The 21,662-nt window shown below is 62.1% G+C and carries 21 protein-coding genes and 2 pseudogenes; 20 read left to right on the top strand and 3 right to left on the bottom strand.

All coding sequences use genetic code 11. The features are described 5' to 3' along the window. Position 1: 1 nt before the first annotated feature. Together JL39_RS15860 and JL39_RS15855 are read right to left on the bottom strand one after the other, a co-directional pair. Positions 2-988, bottom strand: a complete 987-nt coding sequence (locus JL39_RS15860) for an ABC transporter permease (RefSeq protein WP_037152374.1) — start codon at positions 986-988, stop codon at positions 2-4. 121 nt (positions 989-1,109) lie between these two features. Then, positions 1,110-3,059 (bottom strand): annotated as a pseudogene (locus tag JL39_RS15855) (ABC transporter substrate-binding protein). Between the two features lie 193 nt (positions 3,060-3,252). Here JL39_RS15855 and JL39_RS15850 point away from each other — a divergent pair. The 5 genes from JL39_RS15850 to JL39_RS15830 are packed head-to-tail and all read left to right on the top strand — an operon-like array spanning position 3,253 to position 7,398. After that, positions 3,253-3,966 carry a ribonuclease activity regulator RraA gene (locus tag JL39_RS15850; protein WP_037152372.1) on the top strand — a complete coding sequence of 238 codons (714 nt, stop codon included), beginning with the start codon at positions 3,253-3,255 and terminating at the stop codon, positions 3,964-3,966. Beyond that, a complete protein-coding gene (locus tag JL39_RS15845) occupies positions 3,966-4,685 on the top strand; it encodes a FadR/GntR family transcriptional regulator (protein ID WP_052182903.1) in 720 nt (239 codons plus the stop codon). Before JL39_RS15850 ends, JL39_RS15845 begins: the two co-directional genes overlap by 1 nt. Positions 4,686-4,728: 43 nt before the next feature. Continuing rightward, positions 4,729-5,559, top strand: a complete 831-nt coding sequence (locus JL39_RS15840) for an NAD(P)-dependent oxidoreductase (RefSeq protein ID WP_037152369.1) — start codon at positions 4,729-4,731, stop codon at positions 5,557-5,559. Next, positions 5,556-6,434, top strand: a complete 879-nt coding sequence (locus JL39_RS15835) for an SMP-30/gluconolactonase/LRE family protein (protein WP_037152367.1) — start codon at positions 5,556-5,558, stop codon at positions 6,432-6,434. Before JL39_RS15840 ends, JL39_RS15835 begins: the two co-directional genes overlap by 4 nt. A 37-nt stretch (positions 6,435-6,471) precedes the next feature. Beyond that, positions 6,472-7,398, top strand: coding sequence for a dihydrodipicolinate synthase family protein (locus JL39_RS15830; RefSeq protein ID WP_037152365.1), 927 nt, complete (start codon positions 6,472-6,474; stop codon positions 7,396-7,398). A 14-nt stretch (positions 7,399-7,412) separates the two neighbouring features. Here JL39_RS15830 and JL39_RS15825 read toward each other — a convergent pair whose 3' ends face one another. After that, a complete protein-coding gene (locus JL39_RS15825) occupies positions 7,413-8,345 on the bottom strand; it encodes a GlxA family transcriptional regulator (RefSeq protein ID WP_037152363.1) in 933 nt (310 codons plus the stop codon). A 99-nt stretch (positions 8,346-8,444) separates the two neighbouring features. Between JL39_RS15825 and JL39_RS15820 the strand changes: the two genes are divergently transcribed. From JL39_RS15820 to JL39_RS32870, 15 genes and pseudogenes are all read left to right on the top strand, one after another. Beyond that, complete coding sequence (locus JL39_RS15820) at positions 8,445-9,596, top strand: DJ-1/PfpI family protein (RefSeq protein WP_037152360.1); 1,152 nt, start codon at positions 8,445-8,447, stop codon at positions 9,594-9,596. Between the two features lie 124 nt (positions 9,597-9,720). Then, complete coding sequence (locus JL39_RS15815; protein ID WP_037152358.1) at positions 9,721-10,950, top strand: flavin-dependent oxidoreductase; 1,230 nt, start codon at positions 9,721-9,723, stop codon at positions 10,948-10,950. Positions 10,951-11,076: 126 nt separating this feature from the next. Next, on the top strand, positions 11,077-11,865 hold the full coding sequence (phnF, locus tag JL39_RS15810) for a phosphonate metabolism transcriptional regulator PhnF (protein WP_081952863.1): 789 nt from the start codon (positions 11,077-11,079) through the stop codon (positions 11,863-11,865). Positions 11,866-11,871: 6 nt separating this feature from the next. After that, the gene (locus JL39_RS15805; RefSeq protein ID WP_037152355.1) at positions 11,872-12,330 is read left to right on the top strand and encodes a phosphonate C-P lyase system protein PhnG; all 459 of its coding nucleotides are present in this window, start codon (positions 11,872-11,874) and stop codon (positions 12,328-12,330) included. Positions 12,331-12,332: 2 nt separating this feature from the next. Beyond that, positions 12,333-12,878, top strand: a complete 546-nt coding sequence (gene phnH, locus JL39_RS15800; protein WP_037152352.1) for a phosphonate C-P lyase system protein PhnH — start codon at positions 12,333-12,335, stop codon at positions 12,876-12,878. Next, entirely contained in the window at positions 12,878-13,975 is a 1,098-nt protein-coding gene (locus JL39_RS15795) for a carbon-phosphorus lyase complex subunit PhnI (RefSeq protein WP_037152349.1), read from the top strand. Before phnH ends, JL39_RS15795 begins: the two co-directional genes overlap by 1 nt. Then, positions 13,972-14,883: an alpha-D-ribose 1-methylphosphonate 5-phosphate C-P-lyase PhnJ gene (locus tag JL39_RS15790; protein WP_037152346.1), complete on the top strand. Its 912-nt coding sequence runs from the start codon at positions 13,972-13,974 to the stop codon at positions 14,881-14,883. The genes JL39_RS15795 and JL39_RS15790 overlap by 4 nt, the downstream gene beginning before the upstream one ends. Further along, positions 14,880-15,713, top strand: a complete 834-nt coding sequence (locus JL39_RS15785; RefSeq protein WP_244446899.1) for an ATP-binding cassette domain-containing protein — start codon at positions 14,880-14,882, stop codon at positions 15,711-15,713. The genes JL39_RS15790 and JL39_RS15785 overlap by 4 nt, the downstream gene beginning before the upstream one ends. A 15-nt stretch (positions 15,714-15,728) precedes the next feature. Beyond that, positions 15,729-16,478 (top strand): ATP-binding cassette domain-containing protein, encoded by a 750-nt coding sequence (locus JL39_RS15780; RefSeq protein WP_227704786.1) that lies wholly within the window; start codon positions 15,729-15,731, stop codon positions 16,476-16,478. Next, positions 16,465-17,634, top strand: coding sequence for an alpha-D-ribose 1-methylphosphonate 5-triphosphate diphosphatase (locus JL39_RS15775; RefSeq protein WP_037152339.1), 1,170 nt, complete (start codon positions 16,465-16,467; stop codon positions 17,632-17,634). Before JL39_RS15780 ends, JL39_RS15775 begins: the two co-directional genes overlap by 14 nt. Before the next feature lie 242 nt (positions 17,635-17,876). Further along, entirely contained in the window at positions 17,877-18,701 is an 825-nt protein-coding gene (gene phnC, locus JL39_RS15770) for a phosphonate ABC transporter ATP-binding protein (protein ID WP_037152337.1), read from the top strand. Between the two features lie 51 nt (positions 18,702-18,752). Continuing rightward, positions 18,753-19,664 carry a phosphonate ABC transporter substrate-binding protein gene (gene phnD / locus JL39_RS15765; RefSeq protein WP_052182901.1) on the top strand — a complete coding sequence of 304 codons (912 nt, stop codon included), beginning with the start codon at positions 18,753-18,755 and terminating at the stop codon, positions 19,662-19,664. A gap of 59 nt (positions 19,665-19,723) precedes the next feature. Then, the gene (phnE, locus tag JL39_RS15760) at positions 19,724-20,638 is read left to right on the top strand and encodes a phosphonate ABC transporter, permease protein PhnE (protein ID WP_037152556.1); all 915 of its coding nucleotides are present in this window, start codon (positions 19,724-19,726) and stop codon (positions 20,636-20,638) included. Beyond that, a complete protein-coding gene (gene phnE / locus JL39_RS15755; protein WP_052182900.1) occupies positions 20,635-21,486 on the top strand; it encodes a phosphonate ABC transporter, permease protein PhnE in 852 nt (283 codons plus the stop codon). Before phnE (JL39_RS15760) ends, phnE (JL39_RS15755) begins: the two co-directional genes overlap by 4 nt. A gap of 71 nt (positions 21,487-21,557) precedes the next feature. Then, positions 21,558-21,659 (top strand): annotated as a pseudogene (locus JL39_RS32870) (oxidoreductase); the annotation flags it as partial. Positions 21,660-21,662 lie beyond the last annotated feature (3 nt).

Raw genomic sequence — 21,662 nt, 5'->3', positions numbered from 1 at the left:
CCTATTCGAGCCGGATGCGCGGATCGACCAGCGCCAGCAGGATATCGCTGATCAGCGAGCCGATCAGTGTGAGCGCGCAGATCAGGAGCACGAAGGCGCCGGCGAGATACATGTCCTGCGCCATCAGCGACTGGAGCAGCAGGGGCGCTGCGGTCGGCAGATTGAGCACGATCGCCACCACGACCGAACCGGAAATCAGGTTCGGCAGCAGCCAGGCGATCGTCGAGATGAACGGGTTGAGCGCGATGCGCAGCGGATATTTGACGAGCAGCCGGAATTCGGAAAGGCCCTTGGCCCGCGCCGTTGTCACATAGGGCTTCGGCAATTCGTCCAGCATGTTGGCGCGCATGACGCGGATCAGGCTCGCCGTGGACGACACCGCCAGGATCGCCACCGGCAGCCACAGATGCGTCAGAAGATCGAATATCTTGGCGATGCTCCAGGGCGCCGTCTCGTATTCCGACGAGAACAAGCCACCGACATCGGCGCCGAACTCGACGGCGGCGACATACATCAGCACCAGAGCGAGCAGGAAGGACGGGATGGAGAGCCCGAAGAAGGTGAACGCTGTGAAGGCGTAGTCGCCGATCGAGTATTTTTTCACGGCGGAGTAGACGCCGATCGGCAGCGCGAGTGCCCAGGTGGCGATCAGGCTTGCAAGCGCCAGCACCAGCGTCAGCGCCATGCGTTCCCATATGAGGCCCGAAACGGGTTGCTGCCATTCGAACGAGATGCCGAAATCGCCGCGCGTGACGATGCCCCAGATCCATTTGAGATATTGCACCAGCATCGGCTGATCGAGCCCGAAACGTTCACGCAGGGACGCAGCAGTGTTCTGGTCAATGACTTCGTTCGAGGAGGCAAGCGTCGCGATATAGGTGGTGACGAAGTCACCCGGCGGAAGCTGGATCAGCACGAAGGCCAGGAAACTCACCGCAAACAGCGATGGGATCATCCAGAAAAGGCGTTTGACGACGAATTTCAGCATGGAACGCTCGCAATTCGGATTGCACGGCCACCGACGCAAAGCAAAAGCTCTCGCCACGGCACCTGGGCAATAGGATTTGGAGAAGTGCCGCCGCCCAAAGCGGCGGCACGGCCAAGACAAATCAGCTCGTAAAGGTGAACTGCTGCGGCAGTGCCGGACCAGGATTCGGCCAGGACCAGCTATCCGGCTGCTTCTCCGGCACGTTGCGGAGGTTGTTGCGGATCACGCCGAAACCACCGACCGCCAGGCAAACTCCCATGACCTCGAAATCCTCTGCGGCGAGATCGAAAATCTGCTTCATGATCGCTCCGCGCTTGTCGAGATCGGCGGTCGAGCGGGCCTCGTCCTAGAGCTTCATCCGCTTCTTCTGGCTTTCCGGCGGCTCTTCACCCTTCTCTCCGTTGGACGTGTACCAGAGCGTCCACGGGATGGCATAGCGGGAACCCTGCGGGTGGAAGGCGAAGAAGTCGCGCGGGTCGAGCATCGGGTCGAGCCCGCCGGGGCCGGGCCAAACCTGCGCGTCATGGGCGTTGTCATCGCCGCGGGTGTAGTAGAGCGCACGTTCGATCGTGTTGACCTTCATGTCGATGCCGATCTGCGCCCAATGCGCCTTCACCAGTTCCAAGACGTCGACAAGGTCCGGATAGAGCGTCGGGATGACGTCGACAGCGAAGAAGACAGGCTGGCCGTCCGGGCGCAGGCGGATACCGTTGCCGTTCTTCTTGTCAAGGCCGGCCGCGTCCAGCAGGGTATTGGCCTTGTCCGGATCATATTCCGTGAATTGCCGCGCCAGCTTCTCGTGATACCAGGGATGGCCCGGACGCGGACCGGTCTGGTAACCTTCGCTCTGGCCGAAATAGATGATGTCGATGATTTCCTGGCGGTTGATGCCGATCGACAGCGCCTGGCGGAAGGACTTGTCCGCAAATATCTTGCGCAACGCCGGGTCCTTGTGGGTCATGTTCAGGTAGAGCGAGCACTGCTGAGCCGCCGAGGGAACCAGCGACAACAGCCGGTAGTCACCCTTCTCCATGTTCTGCGACAGGGTTGGCTTGTTCGCCAGGCTGTTGATGTGGCGCTCCTGGATATCGACCTTGCCGGAGATGACGTTCAGCATCAGCGATTCGACGTCCTGCGAGATGCCGAAGTTCAGCTCGTCGATATAGGGGAGCTGGTTGCCTTCCGTATCGACCTGCCAGAAGTACGGATTGCGGGTCATCAACACACGGGTTGCCCCGCCGGAGTAGGGCTCCTTGATCACCCAGGGATCGAGAACGGGTTTTTCGGGGTTGGCCCAGCGGGACGGGATTTCGATATCTCCGCATTTCGCCCGGAAAAGCTCGGTCCAGCTCGTCACGCCCGCCGCTTTCACATCGGCATCCAGATTGGCGTTATATTTCGGCAGGAATTTGCTGCAGTAATGCTTCGCGAAGAGCGTCGGATGCTGCCCGAGCGGCGTCGCCAGATTTTCGAGATAAAGCGCATTCGGCGCGGCGAAGGTGAATTTTACGGTGTAATCGTCGATCTTCTCGACGGTGACCGGCTTGCCGCCAACCACGATCTGCGCCGGTGTCGCGCTGTAAAGTTCCTTGTTCTTGACGACGTCCTCGATGGCGAAGACGACGTCATCGGCCGTGAATGGATGCCCGTCGGACCACTTCGCGCCCTTCAGAAGATGGAACGTGAATTGCGAGGCATCGTCATTGACCTCCCACTTCTCCGCAAGGTTCGGAAGAACCGCCGTGAACTCCAGGTTCCAGCGCACGAGGCTCTGATTGCCGACCATGCGGAGGATGCCGTTATGGTCGGACGAGCCGCGCAGGCCGCGCCTCAACGTGCCGCCATAAGCACCGACTTTCTCGTAGGGCGTCACGACCATCGGGTTTTGCGGCAGCCGATCCGCCAGGGGCGGAAGCTTTCCCTCCTTCACGAGGGCAGCCAGCTGCGGCGCCTCCTTTCCGCCGGCGGCCCTGGCACTGCCACCGGCAACGGAGAGGGCGACAGCTCCACCCACCCCTGCCAGAAACGTCCGGCGGGTTACGCCGGCAGAAATGAACTCATCGTCGCGCATTGAAGTCCTCCCATGTCCTCCAGAACCACCGGATGGCTCCAGCGGCCTCCCAGCCGCCATCGCCTCGGACCCTCCATCCGATCGGCTCGAGGACCATAAGCCGCTTTTCAGATGATTACAAGTATTGACAGATTTTTACAGGTTAAATAGTTCTAGGCGGAAGCAGCCTCATGACTGCATGGGAGGAAGACGGATGACATTCGCTGAGGAAACACGGGAAAAGCTCAAGACGGTTTCGACCGCCACACTGACCACGATCCTTCTGAAGCGCGGGCTTCGGAACGTGTTCATTCACGGGATCCACAAGATCAACCCGGATGCTCCCCGGCTCGTCGGGCCGGCATTCACACTCCGCTACATCCCGGCGCGGGAAGACATCGATCACGTGGGCGTCTTCACCGACCGCACACACCCGCAGCGCCGCGCCATCGAGGAATGCCCGCCCGGCCATGTGCTGGTGATGGACAGCCGCAAGGACTCGACCGCGGCTTCGGCCGGCGCCATCCTGATGACAAGGCTCTACATGCGCGAGGCGGCGGGTGTCGTCACCGACGGCGGCTTCCGCGACACGCCGGACATCGCCAAACTGCCATTCGCAGCCTATCACGCGGCCCCCTCGGCGCCGACCAATCTCATCCGCCACCACGCGCTCGACATCAATCAGCCGATCGGCTGCGGCGATGTGCCCGTCTATCCCGGCGATATCATCGTCGGCGACGATGAAGGCGTGGTTGTCATTCCCGCCGCCATGGCTAAAGAAGTGGCCGACGAGGCGGTCGAGCAGACGGCTTTCGAGGATTTCGTCGAGGAACGCGTGAAGGCGGGACGGGGGATTTTCGGGCTTTATCCGCCCGGTCCTGAAGCCGAGGCCGAGTTCCTCGAGTGGAGACGTGAAAAGGGACGCTGATGGACCAGCCTGGCGTGATAGCGGCGGCGAAGACCGAACCTCGCTTCAGCGACATCATCTACGAGAAGATCGTGAGCATGATTGCCGACGGCCGCTTTCCCGTCAACGAACGGCTTCCATCGGAGCCCAACCTCGCCGTCATGCTGGGGGCTTCACGGCCGGTCGTGCGCGAGGCGCTGGAGCGGTTGAGGGCCGACCAGTTGATCGTTTCGCGCAAGGGCTCGGGCTCCTACGTGCGGCAACGGCCGGATTCCTCGGTCTTGAAGCAGGTGCCGGTCGGCTCGCTTGCCGACGTGCAGCGGTTCTTCGAATTCCGCGCCGGGCTCGAAGCGGAGGCCGCCGAGCTTGCGGCCCGCAACTGGCAGGTCAACGACAAGATCCGGATCACCGCGGCACTCGAGGCGCTCGAACGATGTCTTGAGGTCGGCGAACTGGGGGCGGAGGAAGACCAGGCGCTGCATGACGCGATCGCGATGGCGACCGGCAACCAGTTCCATGTGATCGTCAGGGAATGGTTCAGGCCGCATTTCGCAATCGGCATGTCGGTGACGCGCAGCCTCAGCCTGAAGAGGACCCCGCTGCATGTCCGCACCGTCCAGGACGAGCATACGGCGATCGTCGAGGCCATTCTGGCACGCCGGGAACAGGAAGCGCATGACGCGATGAAGACTCATATCCTGAATGCACGCGCCCGCATGTTCCAGGGCGTGGGAAGTTAAGTTCCGGACACGGCGCGGGGAGGCGCCCGGGAGGAGGAGTATTTTGAGACGGATCGCGATGACGGGCGGTGCGGGCCATATCGCTTCGCAGCTCAGGGAGTTTCTTTGCCCCGATGTGGAGCATCTGAGGCTCATCGACCTGAAAGCGCCGGAAAGCCTGGCTTCCAACGAGAGCTTCTTCGAGGCCGACCTTTCCGATGCCGACGCCATGCGCAGGGCGCTCGAAGGCATGGATGGCATCATCCACCTCGGCGGCATTCCGCGCGAGGGGGAAATCGGTGACGTCCTGCGCGTCAACGTTCTCGGGACCCACAATCTCTACGAGGCGGCGCGGGAAAACGGCGTCGGCCGCGTGGTGTTCGCCTCCAGCAATCACGCGACCGGTTTCTATCCCCGTTCGCAGACGATTTCGCCCCTCGACATCCCGCGCCCGGACAGCCGCTACGGGCTATCGAAATGCTGGGGCGAACTTGTCGCGGGGCTTTATTACGACACGGCGGGCATCCGCACGCTTTCGATCCGCATCGGCAACGCCGGCGTCTATCCCAACAGCGAACGGTCGGCGGCGATCTGGATCAGCGCCCGCGACCTCTGGCAGATGGTTAAAATCGGGCTTACCCATCCCGATATTGCAGCCGCCGTGGTCTATGGCATGTCCCGCACCGATGCCCATTGGTGGCGGGACGAACTCGCAGAACGCCTCGGTTACCGACCGCAGGACAATGCCCGCGATCACCTGCGCATCGAGCAGGCAGACGAGAGCGCCGTGGCTGCCTTCTTCCAGGGTGGTGGCTTCTGCGAACCCGACCATGACGGACATATCCGGCTGCGCGACCGGGATGGACTGATCGTGACCTCGGGAGCGCCATCATGAGCAAGACGAAGATCATCACGCCAAAGGTCCGCCGCGTTATCGATTTTCCCCTGAAGGTGGGCGAATCGCCCACATGGGACGACCGGAGCGGCGATCTCTGGCTCGTCGACATTCTCGCGCCGGCGGCCATCTGCCTCGGGGCCGATGGCAGGGTCGACCGTTTCGACATGCCGGTCAAGATCGGCTGCCTGGCGCTCTGCGAAAGCGGCGATATCGCGGTTGCGCTGGAAACCGGCGTTCACATCATGAATCCGAAGACCGGAACCATGAAACTGCTCTGCAATCCCGATGGCGGCCGCCCGGATAGCCGGCTCAATGACGGCAAGGTCGGGCCGGACGGCTGTTTCTGGGTGGGCACGCGCGACGAAGCTATTCCGCAGACCGGCAACGCGCGCCTCTACCGGGTCATGCCGGACGGCACGTTCGCCATCATTACCGACGGGCTTCTGACCTCCAACGGCCTCGCCTGGAGCCCGGACGGCCGGACGATGTACCATTCCGACAGCAGCGGCCTCTTCGCCCAGGTCTTCGATTTCGACCCGGAAAAGGGAGTGACCGGTCCGCCGCGCCGGCTCCGCGATTTCACGCCCGAGGAAGGCCGCCCGGACGGCGCGGCCATGGATGCGGACGGTTTCTACTGGATCGCCGGCGTTCTATCGGGCGGCGTCAACCGGCTATCGCCGGATGGCGAGGTCATCGAAATCTACAAGGTGCCGGCAAAATCGCCGACCATGCCCTGTTTCGGCGGCCCGGACCTCGGCACGATCTATGTGACCACCCTTTCGAACGATAACAACGGCACTTTCGAGCAGGGAACAGTGTTTGCCTTCGAAGCCGGTATTCAAGGTACGCCGGTCCACCGTTTTGCGATTTGAAACCAATTGTCTCCGTAAACCAGGAGAGGGAAAGATCATGAATATCCGGGACTTTCGAAAAGCATTGACCGGCATATCCGGGGTGCCGATCACTGCCTACGGCACCGATGGCGAGGTGAACGCCCATACGACACGAGCCGTCTATGCACGCGTTGCGACCGCCGGAATCCATAATATCGTGGCGGCAGGCAATACCGGCGAATTCTATACGCTGACACCGTCCGAAATCAGCACCGTCATCGAGGCGGCTGTCGCCGGCGTCGACGGCAAAGCACCCGTGACGGCGGCTGTCGGCCGCTCGCTGCGCGAAGCGATCGAAATGGCGAAGGCCGCGAAAGCCATGGGCGCCTCGGCCGTGATGTCGCATCAGCCCGTCGATCCCTTCGCGGCGCCGGCCGCACAGGTCAATTATTTTCGCGGGCTTGCGGAGGAATCGCCCCTGCCGCTCGTCGCCTATGTGCGAGCCGAAGGCTTCGGCCTCGACGACATGATGCGGCTGGCGAGCCATCCGAACATCGCCGGCATCAAGTTCGCGACGACGGACATCCTCCTGCTGTCGCGTTCCATTGCGGCCTCCGATCCCGGCAATGCGCTCTTCGTCTGTGGCCTGGCGGAAAGCTGGGCACCGGCCTTCACCGCCGCCGGCGCGAGAGGCTTTACGTCCGGCCTCGTCAATGTCGCACCGCAGTTTTCACTCGCCATCCATGCCGCACTCGAAAGCGGCGACTTCGCCGAGGCCCGCCGGATCATCGCGCTCATCGAGCCCTTTGAGCGCATGCGCACGAAATACCGCAACGGCGCCAATGTCACGGTCGTCAAGGAGGCTGTCGGCATCATGGGGCTCGCCGTCGGGGACGTACGCCTTCCCGGCCTGCCGAGGCTCGATCCGGAAGACCGGGTAAAGCTTGCGGACCTTCTCAAGAGTTGGGCAACGGTAGGCAGAAAACTCGATACCGCAGTCTAATCCGCGGTATGGTTCTACCTTGCCAGCCGCCTCAGAGCCTGAGGCGGTTGGCCGAAGTTGCGAATGAAGGCACGGCGCATACGACCGGAGTCGCCGAAACCGGTGGCCTCGGCGATGTGCTCAAGCGGGGAATGGCTTGTCTCGACCGCCCTTCGCGCGGTCTCGAGACGCAGACGCTCCACGACCTTTGCCGGGGTCATGCCGGTTTCAGCCGAGAAGGCTCGAGCGAAATTGCGCGGGCTCATGGCCGCGCGGTCGGCAAGACGTTCCACAGTCAGCGGCTCGGCGAGGTTCCTGCGCATCCATTCGATCAGGTCCATGAACCGGCCAGTCCGCCCGCCCAGTTCCGTCAGCGCCGAAAACTGCGACTGTCCGCCCGGCCGTCGCTGATGCACCACAAGCTGCTGCGCCGTCCGACGGGCGATCTCCGGGCCGAGGTCGTCCTCGATCAGCGCAAGCGCCAGATCAATACCGGCTGAAATGCCCGCAGACGTCCAGACATCGCCATCCCTGATGAAGATGCGCTCCGCATCCAGCCGGGTCTTTGGATAGCGGCGGGCGAAATCCTCCGAATTGCCCCAATGGGTGGTGGCGCGACGCCCATCGAGCAAGCCGGCTTCGGCGAGGATATAGGCGCCCGAACAGACGCTCGCCGTCCGTCGCGACGTGACACGCTTCAGCCAGGCCAGTATTTCCTGAAACGCCGGCATGGAACGGATGACATCACCACCCGAGACGATGATTGTATCGAAAGGCCCTCCCTGGAGCTGCCCGGCCGTGAGCTTCAGCGCGGAAGAACTCTCGATCTCACCTCCACCGGGCGCCATCAGCATCAGCTCGTAGCTTTCCGGCCGAAACCGCTCGGCGATCTCGAAGGCCGTCGTCGGGCCAGCCACATCCAGTAGCTGGAAACCCGGAAAGATGACGGTGGCGATCGCTCGGCGCATGGCAGGAAATGCCCGATTTATGTCATTCCAGACAGAACGTAGCGGCTGTAATCTCGCTTTCAAGCCGGAACACGAAGGAACGAGCCGAGGCGAGCGATCATGAACTGGCGGCTTTTGTCGTGGAGCGTCCTGGGCGTGATCGCACTTTTGCTGGCGATCGGCGGCACCTGGATTTTCTCGCTGCCTGCGGCGACGGCCGCGGCGGCCATACGACCGATTCCACAGGAAGAAACTGACGCAACGATTGCAGCGTTGAAGCCCCCGAAACGCATGCGCCCCGTGGTGGCGATCATCGGCATCAACGACGGAACCGAAACGACCGACTATCTCATGCCCTATGGCATCCTCCGGCGCGCCGACGTCGCGGAAGTGATCGCCCTTGCGACGGCTGCGGGGCCGGTGACACTCTATCCGGCGCTCAAGGTCGAAGCGCAGGCAACCATAGCCGATTTCGACGCGCGGTATCCGGAGGGTGCGGACTATGTCATCGTTCCGGCCATGTACCGCGACGATGATCCCACTGCGTTACAGTGGATCAGGAGCCAGGCGGCCAAGAAAGCAATCATCATCAGCGTTTGTGCCGGCGCGAAAGTCGTTGCCGCAGCAGGTCTGCTCGACGGCAAGCGGGCGACGACCCATTGGTATTATCTCGACGAACTGCGCAAGGAACACCCTGCCGTCCGCTACATCGCGGATCGGCGGCTGGTCGTGGACCGGGGCATTGCGACGACGACGGGGATCACCGCTTCCATGCCGATGATGCTGACATTGATCGAGGCCATCGGCGGCAGGAACAAAGCGGAGAGCACCGCCCGGGATCTAGGCCTTGCGGGGTGGGATGCGCGCCATGACAGCAGCGCCTTTAGGCTTACCCGCCCGTTCGCGCTGACGGCAATCGGCAATACGCTTGCTTTCTGGAACCGGGAAAAACTCGGCATCGAACTTACGCCCGGCATGGACGAAGTGTCGCTCGCCCTCGCGGCCGATGCCTGGTCGCGGACCTACCGGTCCCGGGCAGTGACGTTCACCGCGACTTCCGAGCCGCAGCAGAGCCGCAACGGCATCCGCCTTGTTCCCGAAGAAGTTACAGCACACTGGCCAAGGGATCTGCTGGTTCCAACAATCGACGATCGGCAGCCGGCGAAGGTCCTGGACGAAACCCTTCGTGCCATTACCGATCGCTATCAGGCGCGCATCGCCGAGTTCGTCGCCATGCAGCTCGAATACCCGCGGCGGGACATGCCGCAATAAGATCGGCCGTCCCGAAGGGTGCGCCGCGCGTGAGGAGCGGAGCCACGAAAGGGCCGATTTCCTACGTTCCCTTTGCGGGAGGAGTGGGCCGATCGTCTGGCAAGCCAAGGGAGGATAACCAGCGATGAAGGTATTGATAGCAGGGGCCGGAATTGGCGGATTGACCACAGCCCTTTTCCTGCATCGGGCGGGAATTGAGGTCGAAATCTTCGAACGCGCCGAGGAGGTGCGCGAGCTCGGCGTCGGCATCAACATGCTTCCGCATGCCGTCGGTCAACTGGTCGATCTGGGGCTGATGGCGGACCTCGACGAGGCAGGTATCCGCACGCGCGAACTCATCTATGCAAACCGGTTCGGGCAGGTTGTGTGGCAGGAATTGCGAGGCCTCGATGCCGGTTACGACGTGCCGCAGTTCAGCATCCATCGCGGCAAGCTGCTGGGGCTGATATACCGGGCCGTGGTCAACCGGCTTGGCCTAGGCGCCATCAGGACCGGATGCCGGATAGATGGCTTCGAGCAGACCGCCGAAGGCGTCACGGCACTTTTGACCGGGCGCGACGGCTCCCGTGGCGAGGTCCGGGGCGATCTTCTGATCGGCGCCGACGGGATCCATTCCGCCGTGCGAGCCGCGCTCTATCCCGCCGAGGGTTCGCCGACCTGGAGCGGCATCATGCTGTGGCGCGGTGCTACCCAGTGGCCGAAATGGCGGGACGGGCGCACGATGGCGATCGCCGGCGGCAATTTCGCGAAATTCGTCTATTACCCGATCGAGGCGGATCCGAAAGAGCCAGAGAGACGCCTGACGAACTGGGCCGTGATGGCGAAGACCGCCGAGACGGGCACGCAACCTTTGCGACGGGAAGACTGGAGCCGATCCGGCATCATGGACGAAGTGCTGCCCTTCGTGCGCGACCGGTTCCATCTCGATTTCGTCGACCCGGCGGCGATCATCGAGGCGACGGGCAGCTTTTACGAATATCCCAACTGCGACCGCGACCCGCTGCCCCGCTGGTCGTTCGGGCGGGTTACGCTGCTCGGCGATGCGGCCCACCCCATGTATCCGGTGGGTTCCAACGGCGCGAGCCAAGCCATTCTCGATGCAAAAAGCATTTCCACGCATCTGCAGAAGGCCGGTGAAATCGAGGCTGCGCTTCTGGCCTATGATGCCGAGCGCCGGCCTGCCACATCCGATATCGTGCTCGCCAACCGACGGGGCGGACCGGAAGGCGTCATCGACATGATCGAAGCCCGCGCGCCCGACGGGTTCGACGACATCGATGCAATCGCCTCCTACGAAGAGCGCAAGAGCGTGGTCCGGGGCTACGCCTCATTAGCCGGATTCGCGCGGCCATGACGGCCTCGGCCCGAAGCATCGAGTTTGCGCTGCGAATAAAATATCGAGCACCTGCCGTCCTACACATAATTGTCACCTGAAGCTGTTATAGGCATAATCATCCGAATGAATTCAGGATTCATCCGAATGATAGAGATGTCTGAAGCGCCAGCCATCCGCTCCAAATGGGGGCAATGGCAGACAGTCGAAGAACAGATCAGCAGGGACATCGCCTCCGGAACGCTTGTCCCCGGAGCCCGGTTGCCGACCGAGATCGAGATCATGCATCGGTTCAGCGTCGGGCGACATACCGTCCGGCGCGCGATTGCCGAGCTCGCCAGCGCAGGAAAAGTCCGTGTCGAACAGGGGCGCGGCACTTTCGTGGAGGAGCAGTCCGTCATCCGCTATAACATCGCGCGACGGACGAGGTTCAGCAAGAACCTCAAGGAACAGGGGCGCGTTCCCTCGGGCCAGCCGGTCGAGGAACTGGAAATCCCGGCGCCGCCCATCGTGGCCGCGGCGCTTCGGATACCAGAAAGCGACCCGGTCTATATGATCGTCCGGCGGGGATTTGCCGACGACGTCCCGATCACCGTCAGTCGCGCCTATCACCCGGTCAGCCGGTTTCCCAACATGCACATTCGCCGGCATCAGGGCGTATCGGTGACCGAAATCTACCGGGACTTCGGCATTCCGGATTACTTGCGCCATCGCACCACGATCTTCACGCGCCTCCCGATCACCGAGGAGGCTCGCCTTCTGGCACAGTCGCAGGAACAGCCGGTGCTCGTGGTCCAAAAGGTCGATGTCGACATGCAAGGCTGCCCGATCGGTTATTCGGAAACCGTCTGGGCGGGAGAGCGTATCCAGTTCGCGATCGATTACGACGAAGAGCCCGGCAACGTGGATGCGGCGGCCGGTGCACAGAAAGAGTAGGGAAGCATGACCGATCTCAAAGACGCAGAACCGTTCATCGGCCCATACAGCCACGGCGAAACACTCAGCATCATGGCAGCCAGCCGGCCCGCCCGGATAAAGGCCTGCGCGGAAGCACTTCTGGATGGGCTCGGGGATGTGGACGTGCTCGTCAACCGCACCGGCCTTGCCATGCTGCCGATGGTCGACACGGTCCGCGACACGGCGTTCCATCTTGGTGAAGTCTTGCTCGCCGAAGCCCATATCCGCGTGCCCGGGCGAAACGTCGAGGGCTATGGCGCGGTCGTCGGCCGCGATCTGGAGCATGCCATGGCGATCGCCGTCATCGATGCGGCAATCGCGGCGGAGCATTCCGGCGAGCTGGTTCTCGAATTTCTCGACTCCGAGAAGACCCATCAGGAAGAGGGCGATCGCAAGCGGCTGAGGAAGGTCGAGGCGACACGCGTGCAGATGGAGACCTTCTGACCATGACCTTGTCCATCCTTCCGACCGCCGGGGACATCCGCACCAATGCGGCTTTCGAAGAGCTGATGTGGGCGCTCGCCCGTCCCGGGCTGGAGCGCCGCCTTCCCACAACCGGCTTTCGAGCCATAGCCGAAACCCTCATCGATCGCGAATGTACGTTCCACGTCGCGGATGACGCCGCGCTTTCCGAACTGCTCATGCTGACGGGCGGAAAACCCGCCGCCATCGAGAACGCCGACTATGTCTTCGCGCCGCTCGCAACTGCCGAGGATGTGGCCATGCTCTCGGGGTTGCGCATCGGCACGCTCGCCTATCCGGACGAGGCAGCCACGCTTTTTGCGTCAGCCCGTTTCGGCGCCGGACAGGCATTGCGCCTAATTGGTCCCGGCATACGCGGATCGCTCACCATCCGGATCGACGGCATCCATCCGTCCTTCTGGCGGATGCGCGCCAATTGCATCCACTATCCGCTCGGATGGGATCTCTACGTCCTGGATGGCGACCGGCTGATCGGCATCCCCCGCTCAACCAAGATCGAGGTGCTGTGATGGCCTATGTGGCAACGAGAGGCGGCGAACGCGCCATCGAACAATCCGAGAGGTTCTACCGAGAAGATCTCGGCATCATCACCCGCGAGCGGGTGGATGCCATGCGCGAGGGCCTTCCCTACCTGATCGACAGGCTGATGGGAGAAGCCTCGCTCTACGAACCCGACCTTGCCGCGCTTGCGCTGGCGCAGGCCGGAGGCGACCTCTACGAGGCGGTGCTTCTGTTGCGGGCCTACCGGACGACCCAACCGCGGCTTGCCGTTGCAGAACCGGTGACGCAGCCGGACCTCTTTACGGTCCGGCGCATTTCCGCTGCCTTCAAGGATATTCCCGGCGGACAGATTCTCGGGCCGACGCTCGATTATTCCCACCGCCTGCTGGAGGTCGGCGTGCTGAACGGCCAGAATTACGAACCGCCGGCGGTCGAGCCCGCGAAGGAACCCGCACCGGCGACCCAGCCCTCGCTTGCGGCTTGGCAGAAGGTGCAGGGACTCATTTCGGACCATCCGCCGGAAGCCGTCGCGACGGAGGACATTCCGGACGTCACACGCGAGCCGCTGCTCTTTCCGGCAAGCCGCGCCCACAAGCTGCAGAGCCTGGCGCGCGCCGACACGGGCGGGACTTTGGCGCTCGGTTATTCGACGATGCGGGGCTACGGCTCGGTCCACCCGACCGTCAACGAACTGCGGCTTGCCGAAGCACCGGTGCGCATGCGCCATCCACGCGGAACGGTCTTCAGCGCCGGCCGCGTCCGCATCAGCCAGACGGAGGTGATCTCCAAGGCGAGGGAACTGGAACTCGGTTTTGCGGCTACCTTCGGCTGGAACGAGGTGAAGGTGATCGCCGCCGCGACTCTCGATCTTGCTTCGAACCAGCCGAACCCGCATCCGGCATCGAACGAGGAATTCGTGCTCTATCATACGGAGCCGGTCGAGGGTTCCGGCTTCTGCATCCACTTCAAGCTGCCGCATTACGTGACGTTCCAGTCGAGCCTCGACGCGTTGCGCCGAGTCAAAACGGATCAGCAGGAAGCCGCCGTCGCAAAGGCAAAGCCCGAGACGGAAATGCAGCCAGAAGAAGACGAGGTTTTGCTGTGAAACTCAATGAACTGACCAAGCCATGGTCGGCCTTCAACTACGGTTTTCTTGATGAATCGGCCAAGCGCGAAATCCGCCGACGCACCCTCAAGGCTATTGCCATTCCCGGTTACCAGGTGCCCTATGCAAGCCGCGACGTTCCGATTGCCCGCGGCTGGGGCACCGGCGGGCTGCAGGTCACGCTCACGCTTCTCAAACCGGACTCGGTGGTGAAAGTGATCGACCAAGGGGCGGACGATTCGGTCAATGCCAGCAGCATCCGCAAGTTCCTCGCCAAGGTCGGCGGCGCCACCGAGACGAGTGATACGACGGAGGCGACGATCATCCAGTCCCGCCACCGCATTCCGGAGGAAAAGCTCCGCGAGGATCAGATTCTCGTGCTGCAGGTTCCCAATCCGGAGCCGCTGCGCCCGGTCCAGCCTGACATGTCGATCGCCCGCGAAATGCATGGCGATGCGGATTACGGCCAGCTCTGGCTGATCCTTTATGAGCAGCTCGTCAGATCGGGGCGGATCATGCAGGGATCGAGCTATCCCAGCATGGTCAACGGCCGCCATGTCATGACGCCGTCGCCGATCCCGCGCTGGGACGTACCCAAGCTCAATCAGGCAGACCACCTGACGATCCTTTCGGCGGGGCGGGAAAAGCGCATCTTCGCCGTGCCGCCTCATACCAGCGTCGAACCTCTCGTTTTCGACGACGTGCCCTATCGCGTCGAGGACCATCAGGACAAGACCTGCTACCGCAGCGGGGTCGAAGGCTTCTTCATGAACGAGCTGCCGCAGGACGACGGCTCGTCGCTCTATGAGCTCTCCGACAGTCATTTCGGCATCAAGAACATCCGCAAGGCGGAGGGCGAGCCGGTGACGCTCAGCGAAACCTGGTACAAGAACGGAAGGATGGAATGATGGCCGACGCATTCTTCGATGGCCGCACGCCGGCCATCCGGCACCAGCCTCCGCGACTGATGACGGCAGCGCCCATCCTGACAATGCACGGCATCAGCCGTACTTACGGCAACGTGCAGGCGCTTCGAAGCGTCGATGTCATGGTCTATCCGGGGGAAGTGCTCGGCATCGTCGGAGAATCCGGCTCCGGCAAGTCCACACTGCTGAGGATGATGAACCTCGAGGATACGCCTGATGCCGGCACCTACCATCTGGCGCTTCCCGGGCGTATAGACGACAACCTCTTCACGCTCGACCGCTTCCAGCGGAGGATGCTGAGAGCGCACCATATCGGCATCGTCTACCAGAACCCGCATCTTGGCCTGCTGATGAGGCACAGCAGCAGCGGCAATGTCGCCGAGCGATTGCTGATCGCCGGCGAACGCAACTTCGCTGCCTTACGCCAGCGCGCCAGGGAAGCGCTCGACGCCTCCGAATTTCCACTGACGCGCATGGACGCGCGGCCTTCCGAACTGTCGGGCGGAATGCAGCAGCGCGTCCAGCTCGCCAAGGCGATCGCGCTCGAACCGGCATTGCTTCTGCTCGATGAGCCGACGACAGGTCTCGACGTCAGCGTCCAGGCCCTCGTCCTCGATACGCTGAAGACGTTGCAGCGCGACCGCAACATCACCATGGTACTCGTCTCGCATGATCTCGGCGTCATACGCACGATGGCAGACCGGGTTATGGTGATGCGCAGGGGCGAGGTGGTGGAGCAGGGGCTTGCGGACCAGATATTCCAGGACCCGCAGCATGAATACACCCAGCAGCTCGTGCATGCGAAACTCTGACGTGAAGAGGCGAACGTGAACATTCACACATCCGCGATGCCGTCACCTGCGCCGGTGCTGCGCGTCGAAGGCCTTTCGAAACAGTTCGAAATGCATCATCTGAAGCGCACCCTGTTTGCCTTCGAAAATATCGGCTTCGAGCTGAACGAGGGCGAGTTCATCCTGTTGAAGGGCGAAAACGGCGCGGGCAAATCCACCCTTCTGCGGACCCTCTACCGGTCTTACCTGCCGCGCGCGGGGCATGCCTATTACCACACGCGGGAAGGCGTCATCGACCTCGCGGCCGCCGCCGATGTCGACATCGCCCTGCTGCGCCGCCGGGAGATCGGTTTTGTCACGCAGTTCCTCAACGCACGTCCGCGCGTGGCCGCGGACGAGATCGTCGCCGAGCCCCTCAGGCTTGCCGGCACGCCGCGCGCCGAGGCCCTATCGGAAGCCCGCCGCTGGCTTGCCGCCTTCGGTGTCAAGCCGCAGCTCTGGCCAGCCTATCCCTCGACATTTTCGGGAGGCGAGCAGCAGAAGGTCAATCTCGCGCGGGCGCTCATCCTGCCGCAGCGCCTTCTGCTGCTCGACGAGCCGACGGCCTCGCTCGACCGCTCGGCGCGCCGGGCGCTGGTCGGGCGCTTGGCCGAGCTCAAGGCCTCCGGTGTTGCAATGATCGGGGTCTTCCATCATCCCGAAGACGTAGCCGGTCTGATCGACCGGGAAATTCAATTGGAAACAATCAGGATTGCAGATGAGGCAGAAGAGGATGTGGTTGAGTGATTTCGAGATCGTCCTGCGCGATCGGGTAATAGAACGCGGGGCCGTCAGGATCGAAGACGGGCTGATCGCCGAGATCCGCGACACGCCCGTACTGGATGCGGATATCAGCGGCGATGGCCGGCTCCTCCTGCCCGGCTTCGTCGACATGCATGGAGACATGATCGAGAAGGAAATCGAACCGCGCGCCAACGTGCGCATGCCGCTCGAACTCGGCATCTACGATCTCGACAAGAAACTCGCGGCCAACGGTGTCACCACCGCCTATGCGGCACTCGCCTTCACGCCGGCTACCTATGGCCATGTCCGCTCCGTCGAGCATACGACCGTGATGATCGAGACGTTGGGGAAAATGCGTGACGAACTCCTCGTCGACCATCGGGTCCATGCCCGTTTCGAGATCACTTTCCCATCCGCGGTGGAAGTCGCCGAAAAGCTGATGGCGGCCGGCGCGCTCGGCCTGATCTCGCTGATGGATCACACGCCGGGACAAGGCCAGTATCGCGATCTCGAAATCCACACCCGCAACATGGCGAAGGCGAGGAAGATCGACTACGCGGCCGCCGTCGAGATGGTGAAGGAACGAATGGCCCAGCGCGAGGCCCATGGCGATGCAACGCATGTCGTCACGGGACTGGCGGAGCTGGCCAGGAACAAGGGCGTCTCGATTGCCTCGCACGACGACGACACGCTCGAAAAAGTATCGCTGATGCACGGCCTCGGGGTGGCGATCAGCGAATTTCCGATCACGCTCGAAGTGGCCGCCGAAGCCCGTCGCCTCGGCCTTGCGACCGCCATGGGCGCACCAAACGCACTGCGCGGCCTTTCCTATTCCGGAAACCTCTCGGCGCGCGAAGCCTTTGCGGCCGGCGTGCTCGATATTCTCGCCAGCGATTATCACCCCTCCGCGATCCTGCCCGCCGTGCTGGCGCTTGCGGAGATCGGCGACGGCGGATTGCCGGCTGCCGTGGCGCTCGCCAGCGCGAATCCGGCGGCGGCCCTCGGACTGTCAGATCGCGGCCGTATCGAAGAAGGATTGCGCGCCGATCTCGTCATCGCGGAAAGAGGCAGAATGCCGAGGTTGCGGGCCACCATCCGAGCGGGGCAACAGGTCTGGTCGGACGGGGCCGTTGGCAATCGTCCCAAAGTGGCTGCGTGAAGAACACTGCAGGCCAGGTCCAAAGGCCCGGCCTGCACGACAGGTGGTCATTTATTCCAAAAAATAAAGCAATCATTTGAAAGTTTCGAACGTTTTTCAAAAATTCTGAAATATTTTTTTGAAAATTCACGAAATATAATAATTCTGTCATGCACGACAACTATGAAATACTTCCAGTAGGCAGGCACTGCCATCCCTTCGATGGGAGACCAAAATCCATGTTGTTTTTTTGGATGGGATAGATGCTGGAACTATACTCTCTGAAGAAATCCTTTGGACAGGTGGATGCTGTCGATGATGTGACGGTGACCATCGATGCCGGCCAGATGGTCGGCATCATCGGAAGAAGCGGTGCGGGCAAATCGACACTGCTGCGGCTGGTCAACCGGCTGATCGAGCCTTCGAACGGAAAAATCCTTTTCAATGGGCGCGATATCACCAAACTGAAGGGGCGCGACCTGTGTTTGTGGCGTGCGTCCTGCGCCATGATCTTCCAGCAGTTCAATCTCGTGGAGAGGATGGATGTCCTCACCAATGTCCTGATCGGCCGCGTCGCGCATCAAGGTTTTCTGCCAACGATAACGCGGCACTTCAGCGAAGCGGAGAGGGCCATGGCCGTCCAGGCGCTCGATCGTCTCGGACTTTTGCCGCAGGCCCTGCAGAAGGCGGGGACGCTGTCCGGCGGGCAACAGCAACGGGTCGCCATCGCCAAAGCCCTGGTTCAACGTCCCGAAATCATGCTTGCCGACGAGCCGATTGCGTCGCTCGATCCGGCGAATGCGACCCGCGTCATGGAAGCCCTGCGGAAGATCAACCGGGAGGACGGGATCACGGTTCTTGTCAATCTCCACACGCTCGATACGGCGCGGGCCTATTGCGACAGGATCATCGCCATGCGCGCCGGCCGCATCGTCTTCGAAGGCCTGCCCAACGAGCTGACGCGCGATCGATTGAACTCGATCTATGGCGTCGGCGACGATGCAGACTTCGAAATCGATGAATCCGTGACATCAACAGCCATTGCTCCTCCCGCAGGCTCTCAAGCCAGGCAGACGACAATGGCGTGACGCCAAGCTCCGGCAACAGCGCCGGGTATAATCAATCCCTGGAGAAACATAATGAAGAACGTCCTCTTGACGATGGCCGTAACGGCCGCGCTTGCCCTTGCCGGCTCCGCCCATGCACAGGAATGGAAACAGACCTACAAGACGATCCGCTACGGCGTCCTCTCGGGCGAAAACGAGAAGGACCGCGTCGCCCGCTGGAAGGGCTTCGAAGCCTATCTCGAAAAACAGCTCGGCGTTGACGTCGAAATCTTCACCGCCGGCAATTATGACGGTGTGATCCAGGCACTGGCCGCCGACCAGATCGAATTCGCCTCGCTCGGCTCGTCGGCCTATGCCGCCGCCTATACCGAGACGAATGGCGGCGTCGAGCCGCTGCTCGCGGGCGTCGACAAGGATGGATCAAGCGGCTACTTTTCGGTCGTCACCGTCCGCTGCGATTCCGGTTACAAAAGCATCGACGACCTGAAGGGCAAGGTTCTGGCCTTTGCGGATCCGGATTCCACGTCCGGTTATGCGGTTCCCTATTTCAACCTGGTAAAGCAGGGCTACGATCCAAAGACCTTCTTTTCGGCCGTTCCCTTCTCCGGCTCGCATGAAACCGGCGTGATGGGCGTCTTCAACAAGCAGTTCGATGCTGCTGCCACCTATATCAATACCGAGAAGAACGGCATTCCGCAGCGCATGGAAACCAAGGGCATGATCGCTGCGGGGCAGATCTGTCGTATCTGGCAATCGCCGGAAATCACCAACGGTCCCCTCACCGCCCGCAAGAACCTGCCGGCCGGCCTGATCGCAGCGGTCAGGACCGCCGTCAAAGACCTGCCGAAGAACGACCCCGCCGTCTACAAGGAAATCACGTCCGGCGACCCGACCGTGAACGGCTATATCGAGGTCGACCATAAGCGCTACGAATGGATCATCGAGATGCGCGACTGGCTGAAGAAACAGCGCCGCCAGGGCTGATACGGGAGAAAGGCGCGGCACCGGAATGGCCGGTGTCGCCGATTTGCGGGACATCGATGATGAGCGATCTTTCCCAAGCGATCCACGGTTTCGAGACCGAATATGCGAAGACCCGGAAGAAGGCGCGGCGCCTGCAGGTCGCCTCCACGCTCCTCTTTGCCGGCGCCGTGCTGTTTTCGGCCTATGTCGGCGGTTTCTTCGGCTTTACCGATGTCACGCTGCCTTCCGGCGAGCGCGTTTCGATGCCGAAGCTGTGGGCCGGCCTGCCGCGACTTGGCGAATATCTCGAAAAGACCATCCCGACGCTGAGATTGACAAGCCTCGGACCCGACCTCGCCGAATGGTTCTGGCGCTGGGAGACATGGTTGCGCCTGCTTGGGGAAACGATCCTCATCGCCTATGCGGCAACCGTTCTCGGCGTCGCAGGAGGTTTCCTGCTCAGCTTTCTCGCGGCTCGCAATCTGAGCCCTGGCCGGTGGCTCTCGATTCTCGTGCGCCGCTATCTCGAGATCATCCGCACCGTTCCCGAACTCGTCTGGGCGCTCATCTTCGTCTTCTGCTTCGGTGTCGGCCCGCTTGCCGGGATGCTTGCGATCGGCGTTCACGCAACCGGCTCGCTCGGCAAGCTCTATTCGGAAGCCAACGAGAATATCGATATGCGGCCACTCGACGGCATCAAGGCATCCGGTGGCAACTGGTTCCAGCAGATGCGCTACGGCGCCGTGCCCCAGGTCATTCCGAACGTGATCAGCTATACGTTGCTGAGGTTCGAGATCAATGTCCGGTCCTCCTCCATCATCGGCTATGTCGGAGCGGGCGGGCTTGGCCAGGAAATCCGCACCGCAATGTCCCTGCAGGAATATACGGACCTCTCGGCGCTCTTCGTCATCATCCTCGTCAGCGTCACCATCATCGATTTCCTGAGCGAGAAACTGCGCCATAGAATTATCGGCCTCTCGGAGCACTGGACATGACGCGCGCTTCCGACTTCCATGATGCCGATCTGGTGAATGCCGCCAGGGGCCGCCTGCCGGATGCGTTCCGCCGCCCCCTGTTGCGGCGTCTCGCACCGGCGATCATCACGATTGTGCTGATCGCCCCGCTTGCCTATAGCGCCGTGGCTTTCGGCGCCACGCCGGGAAGGCTCATCGAGGGCCTGTCACGGCTCGGCAATATCCTTGCCTTCATGTTCCCGCCGCATCTGTGGACCACATGGCAGGAATGGAGCGAAATCCTCGAAGGCCTCGGCGAAACCGTCGTGATGGCCTTCCTCGGGACATTGCTCGGAGCTGTCGTCGCCCTGCCGCTCGCCTTTCTCGGGGCGAAGAACATCATGCCGCTCACCTGGCTTCGACTGTTGTCCCGCCGCGGATTCGATACGCTGCGTGCCGTGGAACAGATCATCCTCGCCCTGATCTTCATCCGCGCCTTCGGGCTCGGTCCGCTCGCCGGCATCCTCGCCATAGCCGTCTCGGAGGTCGGCACTTTCGCCAAGCTGTTCTCCGAGGCGATCGAGAATACGTCGCGCAAGCCCGTCGACGGCGTGAAGGCGTCCGGCGGCAGCAACATGCAAGCCATACGCTACGCGATCATGCCGCAGGCACTGCCGGTGATCCTGTCAATCATTCTCTACAATTTCGAATCCAACGCCCGCTCGGGCACGATCCTCGGCATTGTCGGCGCCGGCGGCATCGGTTTTCTGCTGGCCGATCGCATGCACGCCTTCCGATGGTCGGAGGCCTGGTCGATCATCTTCCTAATCATTGCCACCGTCTACATGATCGATTCCGCATCGGCCTGGATCCGCAGAAAGCTGATCTGAGATATTGCCGGCAACATCAATGTCCTGATGCGCAATGCCGGACATGTGATCTTCGGTCCGGACCGACCCGGGATGGTGCCGACGTGGGCTTCGCCGTGCTCGACCGCGTCCGGGCCGAAATGCTGCACAGGGTCGGCCTCTCCGACCTTCTGAAGCCACAGCTTCCGGCCTGACGA

It is taken from the genome of Rhizobium sp. YS-1r (genome assembly GCF_000757525.1).
Lineage (GTDB): Bacteria > Pseudomonadota > Alphaproteobacteria > Rhizobiales > Rhizobiaceae > Neorhizobium > Neorhizobium petrolearium.
The sequence above is the reverse complement of the archived record's forward strand: the minus strand, read 5'-3'. Positions and strand labels throughout refer to the sequence as shown.